Origin of the sequence: Streptomyces sp. WI03-4A (assembly GCF_033792105.1) — a bacterium.
Lineage (GTDB): Bacteria > Actinomycetota > Actinomycetes > Streptomycetales > Streptomycetaceae > Streptomyces > Streptomyces collinus_A.
This window is the reverse complement of sequence record NZ_JARAUO010000032.1, coordinates 95,025-103,875: the sequence shown is the minus strand read 5'-3', so window position 1 is coordinate 103,875 and position 8,851 is coordinate 95,025. Positions and strand designations below refer to the sequence as shown.

Here is an 8,851-nt window from a genome sequence, read left to right as displayed (position 1 = left end):
GCGGTGCCGCGGACCGCGCGACCGGCCGCGGGCCGCGCGCGGTCACCGGCGCCGTTACGCATTCCCGCGCCGCCGCGCCTGCCAGACCGCCGCCCCCGCGAGCAGCGCGACGACCGCCGCGCCGATCGGCAGGCCCAGCGAGGGACCGCCGTCCGAACCGGACGTGCCGCCGGTGTCCGTGCCGGACTTCGCACCGGCGCCGGCCGCCGGTGCCTTCCCCGCCGACACCTGCTCCCCGCAGCCCTTGTGCGGGTAGCCGGCGATCGCGCACAGCAGGGCGTTGGCGTCGTAGCGCAGCGGCTTGGCGACCGCCGCCAGGGCGTCGGCCGCCGTGGCGTCGTCGGACACCCGGGCGCACGCCGTGCGGCGGGCCGGCGGCGTCTCACCGGACGGCGCGTCCGCCGGGGTGCCGAAGTCGAGGACCAGCGCGACGCGTTTGTGGCCCGGACGGGCCGGGGTGCCCGCGCAGATGGTGGCGAAGTCCGCCGCACCGCGCGGCCGGCTCGCGTCCGCGGAGTCCTCGCTCACCGCGAACCGGAAGCCCTGCACACCGCCGTCCTCGGGGCGCGCGGTCGCCGGGCCCTGGGTGGCGTACGTCCACCGGGCCCCGTCCCGCTCCCAGAACGACCAGTAGCGGTACCCCGCGGCATGCGCCTGGGCCGCGCCGGTCACCACGACGAGCACGGCGGCCAGCAGGGCGGCGGCACGGCGGACGGCGGTCACGACCGCGCCTTCTTCTTCCGGCCGCTGAGCAGGAACCCGATGCCGATGCCCGCGACCAGGCCGACGCCGACGATCCACCAGACGCCCGTGTGCGAGTCGTCCTCGGCGGACTTCGTCTCGGCGTGCGCCGGGCTCGCGGCCTGCGGGGCCGGACCCGTCGCGTTGAGCGCCCGCACCAGGTCCGTGCCGCCGAAGTCGCGCGGGTCGTCGCCCATCGCGTGGGCGGCGAAGACCAGTTCGGCGTAGGCGGCCGGGCCGCTCTGCGCCGCCCACTTCGCCGCGTTCTTCTCCAGCCAGGTGTACGGCTTCTTCGCCGAACGGCCCCAGCCGTCCGCGGCGAGCGCGACGACCGCGTCCGCCGTGTTGCCGTAGTCGGGCTGGTCCTTGGCGCCGGGCAGCGCCGACTTCAGGTGGCCGTCGTCGTACAGGGCGTCCGCCAGGTAGGCGGAGGCGTTGTTCGCCACTTCCTCGGGGGTGAGCGGCTTGTCGGAGTTGGCGCAGACGTACCCCTGCGCGGGGGCCGTGCCGGCCTTGGCCGCGAGCCCCTTGCCGAGCGCGCCGAGCACGGCGGCGGCCGTCGCGTCCGCGTTGGCCGTCAGCTTGCCCTTCTTGTCCGGCTGGTAGGGGAGCGCTCCGGCCGCGTCGCCGTCGCACGGCAGCGACCACTTGGCCAGCAGGTCGTAGGGGCTCTTGCCGCCGAGGCGCAGCTTGGCGGGGTCCTGGCCGGCCCCGGCGAAGGCGCCGGCGACGACACCGGTGGAGTTGGTGTCGCTCGGGGAGCCGGGAGTGTAGCCCCAGCCGCCGTCCTTGTTCTGCTGCGACGACAGCCAGACCAGGGCCTTGCGTATCTCGCTGTCGTGACCGCCGAGCGCCTGCAGCGCCTGGACGGCGGCGGCCGTGCTGTTGGTGTCGGGCTGGGCGCCGCCCTTGCCGCCGCAGGGCTTGGCGGTGTCGGCCCGGAACGCGGCGAAGCCGCCCTCGGCGCACTGCTGTCCGGTCAGCCAGTCGACGGCCGAGGCGGCCGGCCGGTAGCCGACGGTCCGCTGCGCGAGCAGCGCCAGCGACTGGCGCCAGACACCGTCGTAGGTCGGGTCCGTCCTGCCGTACAGACCGGCGGGCACGGTCACCTTCGGAGGGGCGGACGGGGACGAATCGGCGGCCGTGGCGGGCGCGGCTGCGGCCAGCACACCCAGGGCGGCGAGAGCCGCGGCACTGCGGCGGACGTTCATGGTCGGCGACTGCCTCTCTGCGGGAACCGGCAGCGCGCGGGACCACCCCGGGCGGCTCGGCTCCGTGAACCTCGACGGTGCCGTGCGCGACGGGCCGTCGCGCACGCGAGCCGGTCAACGTCCCGCCCGGGGCAGTCCGGCTCACCGCCCGGGGGACGGTTCACGGTTGCGGGTCAGCGCCGGAATTGCACCGGCTTCCCCCCGTACGGGTGTGATGACGACGCCGCCACTTTACCGGCCGCCGAACCGGGCCCGAGAGGTGGCTGTGGGCACAGCGCGACCGTGACCGGGGTCACGCGCCGAGGACGGGCGGTGGCCGGAGGTGTGGAGGTGGGTCGGGCCGCGGGCGGCCGGAGGTGTGGAGGTGGGTCGGGCCGCTGGCGGCCGGGGGTACGGAGGTGGGCAGTTCATGGGCGGCTGGGGGGTGTGGAGGTGGGTCGGGCCGCGCGCGGCCAGGGGTGTGGAGGGGCGTCAGGTCGCATGCGGTCGGGGGTGCGGAGGTGCGTCAGGCCGCGTGCGGCCGGGTCGTCGGGGTGACGGCCGCGCTCAGGTAGTGGGCCATCTCGCGCAGCGCGTGTTCGCACCGCGCCGGGTCGTCGCCCTCCGCCACCCAGTGCGCGAGCCGGTCGGCCGGGCCCGCGTGCGCGGCCGCCGTGACCGCGTCGCCCGGCCGCCGGGTGAGCACCATCCGCTCGGCGCACGGCTCGTACCGGGCGGCCGGGTCCAGGTGGAGGTGGGTCAGCAGGCCGGTCGTGGCCGGGTAGGCGAACTGGATCGCGGCCGCCCGCTGCCGGGTCGGCGTCACGTCCGGGGGCCGCCCCGTGGCCAGGGCCGCGGCGGCCCGTGCGAGATCGACGCCGGTGGCCCGTTCCACCAGCAGCGGGATCAGGTCACCGGGCAGGTGCGGGACGACGTCCGTGACGCGGGGCCCCCGTTCGGTCAGCCGCAGGCCGACGTGGACCACCGTGTGGGCGAGGCCCAGCGCGCGCACGGTCCGCTCCACCGTCTGCCGCAGGAACGGGTTGTGCAGCAGGGCGTCGTGGGCGTGCACGGAATGCCGCAGCGGCTGCCGGGCGGGCGGCGGACCCGGGGTCGTCCGGGTGAGCGCGGCGATGCGCACCTCGTCGTCCAGGACCACGGCCTCGGCGGAGACCAGCAGCCCCTCCGTGTCCTCCGGACCGGCCGGCGCGACCCGGTGACGGGCCAGCAGCGCCGCCAGGGCGACGGGGTCGGCGCAGGCCGCGGCCGTCGCGTACGGGACGCCGGGCAGCGCCAGTCGGTCGGCGATGCGCGCGGCGCCCACCAGGTGCTCCGCCGACCAGGTCAGCACCCCGCGGAACCGGTGCCGGGCCGCGTACCGCGCGACCGCCGCCGCCGCGGCCTCCTGGCGCGGGTCCGCCGCCAGGTGGCCCGCCAGGTAGGGGCGGGTCCAGCCGGGCGGGTCGATGCCCACCAGCACCACCGGGTGGGCGGCCGCGATCCGGGCCAGCGGGTACGCGTCGTACGCGGCCCGGCGGCCGGTTCCGAGCAGGAGGACGGACTGCGGCATCGGAACCTCACCTTCGTGGGGAGAAGGCGGACAGAGGAACGCCCCGGATGCTGCTCCCCCATAGGCAGCACCCGGGGCGGGTCGATCTTGCTCTCCGTGTCCCGATACTCACCCAACGCACCCTCAACTGTCAACGATTGCTGCCTCTTTGGGCAGCCGCCCCTGCCATGTCTGGTCGGCACCCGGGTGACCGGGTAGCCTCGCGTCAGCTCAGCCACGGAACGGACGACGCGCCCAGGGGGGACCTCGGTGAGTGACGCCTACGCCCCGCTGGCCGACGTGCTGGACCGGCTCGGGGAACTGACCGGTCGGCCAGGCCGGCTGCCGGAGGCGCTGGACGTGGCCGGCCTCTCGCACCGCACCGGCATCCCCGTCGGCGTCGTCGTCGAACTGCTCTCGGGCGGCCGGGCGCCCGAGGCGTGCCTGTCCCAACGGGTGCGCCAGCGGCTGGACTTCATCCGGGAGACGCGGCGCAGGGCGGACGGCAAGCGGTACTCGCTGGACGAGCTGGCCCGCATCGCCGGCACCAGCAGGCAGTGGCTGAGCGAGTGGCGCAAGAGCGGCATGCCGGGCCTGGAACACACCGACCGGCTGCGCCGGTTCTTCGGTCTGCCGGCCGGCTTCTTCACCGCGGACGAACAGGAAGCGCTGTACGAGGCGTTGCAGCCGGTGCTGCAGAGCCTGGAGGCGGAGGCCGACCCGCTGCTGCGGCTGCGGGAGAGCGGGCTGGTGCGACTGGCCGCCCGCGCCCCGCAGATGAACGCCCGCCAGCTCGCCACGCTCGCCGACCTGGCCGAGATGATCATCGCCTCGGAGCGGTCCGGGGAGCGCGGGGCGGTCAGGGAGCCCGCCGACCTGCGAGGCGCCGGGCGGGTGTGACGCCCGCCCGGGGCTCCGGCGCGTGCCCGGTCCGGCACTGGCCGTAAACGATCGTTCCCGCCCGGGGAACATGCCATTCCCGTCTTCCTGGTCCTATGGTTCGCCCGCACGCCCGCCGACCTCGACCGCAAGGACGACGACCGCAAGGACGACGCATGCGCCCCGACAGATCGCCGAGATCCCGCAGACCCGTGAGGTCGCCGAAGCGGTTCCTCGACCGGCTCGTCCGCGACACCGCCCGGACCCTGACCCCGCCCACCCGGCCGGAGGCGTTCCTGCACGCGGTCTGCGCCACGCTCGGTCCGCAGCTCGACCGCCCGGTCCGCCTGAAGTTCGTCGGCTTCCCGCCGGGTCTCGACGTCTCCGGGGTCACCTTCGCCATGGACGAGGAGTACGTCGTCGTGGTCGAGGAACGCGCCCCGGACGAGCACAAGTTCGTCATCACGGGGCACGAGATCGGCCACATCCACTACCAGACGCTGGACGTCCACTACCGGCCCGGGATGCCCGCGGCCGCGCGCCGGCTGCTGGCCCGCGCCGACGAGGACGTCCCCTGGGCGCAGGTGGTCGCCCTGGCCACCCGGTCGCCCGCGACGGCGGCGGCCGAGGCGGAGTGGGAGGCCGAGGAGTGCGGGCTGCGGCTCGCGGCCAAGTTCCGCCGGGTCGTCGGCCCGGGCGCGGCCGCCGGACGCACCACGCAGGAAACCCTCACCGGTCGGCTGTCGTCCTCGCTGGGCAACATCGGCGGGCCGTGATGCGCTGGGACCCGTGCGGCTCGTTCACCGCCTACGCCGTCCCCGCCGCGCTGCTCGCGGTGGCCTTCCTGATCAAGCTGCCGCTGCTGCGGCGTGCCTGGCAGGACCCGATCCTGCGGGCCACCACCCTGCTGCTCGCGATCGGCGCGGTCGTCTTCGCCTCGCTGCCGCCGGCCAACCTGCACCGCATCAACCAGCTCACGGGGGTCCCCAACTTCGCCGGGCTGTGGGTGTACTCCCTGCTCGCGGCCTACTGCGGGGCCTGCCTGTGGCTGATCATCACCTGGCGCGAGCCGCCGTCCGCGGTCCGCCGCCGGCGCACCCGCACGGTCTGGCTGGTCTACGGCGCCATCGTCCTCGGCCTGTGGACGACCTTCCTGCTCGGCGACCACCACGTCGAGCGGCTGCGGGACCTCGACACCTACTACGCCGACACACCCTGGATGCGCGAGTTCGTGCTGCTGTACCTGGTCGCGCACCTGGCCTCCGCGCTGGTCGCGGCGGGCATCCTGTGGGCCTGGTTCAAGGAGGTCGAGGACACCTGGCTGCGGCGGGCCGTGGTCTGCCTCCAGATCGCGTACGCGCTCGGGCTCCTCTTCGACATCGCCAAACTCGCCGCGATCGGCGCCCGGTTCGGCGGCCGCGACTGGGACTGGCTGTCGACCTACGCGGCCCCGCCGTTCGCCATCGGCGAGGCGGTACTGGTCGCCGTCGGCTTCATCGCCGGACAGGCCGGACCGGTCGTCGAGGAGCGCCGGCGCCTGGTCCGCACCCACCGGCGGCTCAAGCCCCTGTGGCAGGCCATGCTCACCGTCACGGCCCCCGCCGCCCCGGCGACCGGCCGGGTCAGCGGTGCCGCCCTCCGCCTGGAGCTGCGCCGCGCCACCATCAACGACGGCCTGCTCAAACTCAGCCCCCACCTCAGCCAGTCCCGCCGCGACCGCACCCACCACGCGGCGACGGCGGCCGGTTACTCCGACACGGCCGCCCGCGGCATCGCGGCAGCGGTGGACATCCTGACCGCGAGGGAAGCCCTCCGCTTACCGGGCCTTGAGCGGCCCGGCCTCCGTGCCACCCCGAACGGGGAAGCAGATCCCACGCCACCGACCGGCCCGGTGCCATCCGGCCCGGTGCCCTCAGGGCGGGGGCCCGTTGGGCGGGGGTGGGCGGAGCCGGGGCCCGGGGGCCTGGCGGAGCGGGTCAGTGTGGGCGGCGGGGAAGCGCTGGGCGCGGGGCCGTCGGCCACGGGTTGCGTGGGGGCGGCTGCCGGATGCCGGACGGGGGCAGGTGGTGAGGGCGACGCGGGGGCGCCCCCCGAGGGCCCGGCGGAGGAGGTCGCCGGGTGCCTCGCGGAGCCGGTCGCCGGAGGCGGGCTGGAACGTGCGCCCGGCGGAGGCGGTGAGCTGGCCGCCGGAGGCGCGCTGGGACCCGTGCCCGGAGCGCCGGGGGAGCCGGCCGCCGGAGGCGGGCCGGAGCGGGTGCCACGAGCGGTCGGGGAGCCGCGGCCCGGAGCCGGCGGGGAGCCGGGGTCCGGAGCCGGCGGGGAGCCGGGGTCCGGGGGCCCCGCGGAGCCGGTTCGGGTGGGTGGCGCGGGGCCGCTGGGCGCGGGTTGCGCGAGGTCCGCAGCCGTCGCGGAGCCGCTCGCCGCAGGCCGGGCGGCTCCGATGCCGGGCCCCGGCCCGCACCCCGCGACCGTCGATCGCGTCGCGCCCGTGCGGGGCCTCGCCGATGTGTCCGACGGTGAGCTGGAGTGCATCGCGCGCGCCCTGCGGGTCCACTCGTCGATGGTCGATACGTTCCGCCGGGAGGCGGTCGTCAGAGAAGGTCTCACCACACATGCCTGACACACGCACCGCCCGCCGTACCGCCGTCGTCATCGGCGGCAGCACGGCCGGGATGCTCGCCGCCTCCGTGCTCGCCAGCCGCTTCCACGAGGTCACCGTCGTCGAGGCCGACCGGCTGCCGCAGGGTCCCGAGCCGCGCAAGGGGCTGCCCCAGGCCCGCCACGCCCACCTGTTGTGGTCCGGCGGGGTCGCCGCCCTGGAGGAGCTGCTGCCGGGCGTCACCGGGGAACTGGTCGGCAGGGGGGCCGGGCTGATCGACGTGATGACGGACCTGGTGAGCAAGGCGCCCTCCGGTCAGTGGTTCCGGCGGTTCACCGGCTCACGGCACCACATGATCGTGTGCAGCCGGGACCTGCTGGACGCGGTGATCCGGACCGACGTGCTGGCCCGGCGCCGTGTCACGCTGCGCGACGGCACCAGGGTCGCCGGCCTCACCGCCCACCAGGGCCGGGTGACGGGCGTCCGGATGTGCGCGGCGTCCGACGACCGTCACGACGGCCGCCACGGCGACCTCCCCGCCGACCTGGTGATCGACGCGAGCGGCCGCGCCTCCCAGACGCACCACTGGCTGCGGGAACTGGGCCACGCCCCCGTCGAGGAACGGGTCGTCGACGCCGGTGTCGCGTACGCCAGCCGGATCTACGCCGCCCCCGAGGGCACGGCCGCCCTGCGCTACCCGGTGGTGAACGTCCAGGCGGACCCGCGCGACGCGCCCGGCCGGGGCGGAGTCGTCGTACCCATAGAGGGCGACCGCTGGCTGGTCACGCTCTCCGGCACCCGGGGCGGCCGGCCGACCGCAGACCCCGAGCGGTTCGAGGAGTTCGCGCGCACCGGTCTCAAGGACCCGATCATCGGCCGTCTCCTCGCCCGCGCCACGCCCCTCACCGACCCGGTCACCACCCACAGCACGGCCAACCGCCGCCGCTACTACGAGAACGCCGAGACCTGGCCGGACGGCTTCGCGGTCATCGGGGACGCCGTTGCCGGCTACAACCCCGTCTACGGACACGGCCTCTCCGTCGCCGCGCAGAGCGTGCGGGCCCTCGGCCGGGTCCTCGACCGGCACGGCCCGACCGCCGCCGGCACCGCCCGCCGCATCCAGCGCGCGGTGGCCCGGCCGGTCGGCAACGCCTGGAACCTCGCGGTGGGCCAGGACGCCTCCTACCCGGGGGCCGCGCCCCAGCCACCGACCGCCGTCGAGCGGCTGCTCACCGCCTACGTCGACAGGGCGGTGGCCGCGGGCTCGGAGAACCCGCGCGCGCTGCGCGGCCTGCTGGACGTGATGAGCCTGCGCACACCGCCGACCCGCCTGTTCGCCCCCGACATGCTCTGGAACATCTGCTTCGGCCCCCGCAAGGGCCCGCTGTCCGGCCCCCCGCTCAGCACCGCGGAACGCGAGGCGGCCGGGCTCAGCTGACCTTCGGCGTCGGGCCCGCGAACGCCAGGTGCAGGACGCGGGTCTGCAGCAGCCATCGGCCGTCGGTCCGCCGGAAGGCGTCCTCGTAGTGGCCCACCTGGACGGGCGGTTCCGCGGGGACGAAGCCGCCCTCGTGGCCGTCGACGCGGTAGGTCGAGAAGTACGAGACGGCGGTGGCCGTGTCCGGGGACGTCACGGTGACGAGGACGTTGGACATCAGGCGGCGCGAGAGCCGGTCGGCCGGGCGGGAGCCGAAGTACTCACCCAGCGCCTCCCGGCCCTCGACCAGGCGCTCGCCCGCCGGCCACGCCCAGCTGCCGTCCTCGGTGAACAGGCCGGCCACGGAGGACGGTTCGCCGAGATCGAGCCGGTGGACGAAGTCGAGGATCAGGCGCTCGCAGGCGCGTTCGCCGAGGAGTTGCTCCCAAGGGTCCATGGGGTCATCCAACAGGCCC

The 8,851-nt window shown here is 75.9% G+C and carries 8 protein-coding genes and 1 riboswitch; of the genes, 4 read left to right on the top strand and 4 right to left on the bottom strand.

All coding sequences use genetic code 11. The features are described 5' to 3' along the window. Nucleotides 1-54 precede the first annotated feature (54 nt). The 3 genes from PV343_RS27865 to PV343_RS27855 all read right to left on the bottom strand — a co-directional run bounded on the left by PV343_RS27865 (nucleotide 55) and on the right by PV343_RS27855 (nucleotide 3,501). The gene (locus PV343_RS27865) at nucleotides 55-723 is read right to left on the bottom strand and encodes an SCO2322 family protein (RefSeq protein WP_319149741.1); all 669 of its coding nucleotides are present in this window, start codon (nucleotides 721-723) and stop codon (nucleotides 55-57) included. Next, entirely contained in the window at nucleotides 720-1,952 is a 1,233-nt protein-coding gene (locus tag PV343_RS27860; protein ID WP_319149740.1) for a prenyltransferase/squalene oxidase repeat-containing protein, read from the bottom strand. The genes PV343_RS27865 and PV343_RS27860 overlap by 4 nt, the downstream gene beginning before the upstream one ends. 129 nt (nucleotides 1,953-2,081) lie before the next feature. Further along, nucleotides 2,082-2,153: riboswitch (cobalamin riboswitch) on the bottom strand. A 304-nt stretch (nucleotides 2,154-2,457) separates the two neighbouring features. Further along, nucleotides 2,458-3,501: a hypothetical protein gene (locus tag PV343_RS27855; RefSeq protein ID WP_319149739.1), complete on the bottom strand. Its 1,044-nt coding sequence runs from the start codon at nucleotides 3,499-3,501 to the stop codon at nucleotides 2,458-2,460. Between the two features lie 249 nt (nucleotides 3,502-3,750). Here PV343_RS27855 and PV343_RS27850 point away from each other — a divergent pair, with 249 nt between their 5' ends. The 4 genes from PV343_RS27850 to PV343_RS27835 all read left to right on the top strand — a co-directional run bounded on the left by PV343_RS27850 (nucleotide 3,751) and on the right by PV343_RS27835 (nucleotide 8,396). Beyond that, nucleotides 3,751-4,380 carry an XRE family transcriptional regulator gene (locus tag PV343_RS27850; RefSeq protein ID WP_319149738.1) on the top strand — a complete coding sequence of 210 codons (630 nt, stop codon included), beginning with the start codon at nucleotides 3,751-3,753 and terminating at the stop codon, nucleotides 4,378-4,380. 191 nt (nucleotides 4,381-4,571) lie between these two features. After that, entirely contained in the window at nucleotides 4,572-5,135 is a 564-nt protein-coding gene (locus PV343_RS27845) for a hypothetical protein (protein ID WP_319149737.1), read from the top strand. Then, complete coding sequence (locus tag PV343_RS27840) at nucleotides 5,135-6,979, top strand: MAB_1171c family putative transporter (RefSeq protein WP_319149743.1); 1,845 nt, start codon at nucleotides 5,135-5,137, stop codon at nucleotides 6,977-6,979. Before PV343_RS27845 ends, PV343_RS27840 begins: the two co-directional genes overlap by 1 nt. Then, entirely contained in the window at nucleotides 6,972-8,396 is a 1,425-nt protein-coding gene (locus tag PV343_RS27835; protein ID WP_319149736.1) for an FAD-dependent oxidoreductase, read from the top strand. Before PV343_RS27840 ends, PV343_RS27835 begins: the two co-directional genes overlap by 8 nt. On the opposite strand, the gene PV343_RS27830 is transcribed toward PV343_RS27835, so the two are convergent. Then, nucleotides 8,389-8,832 (bottom strand): nuclear transport factor 2 family protein, encoded by a 444-nt coding sequence (locus PV343_RS27830; protein ID WP_319149735.1) that lies wholly within the window; start codon nucleotides 8,830-8,832, stop codon nucleotides 8,389-8,391. The genes PV343_RS27835 and PV343_RS27830 overlap by 8 nt on opposite strands. Nucleotides 8,833-8,851 lie beyond the last annotated feature (19 nt).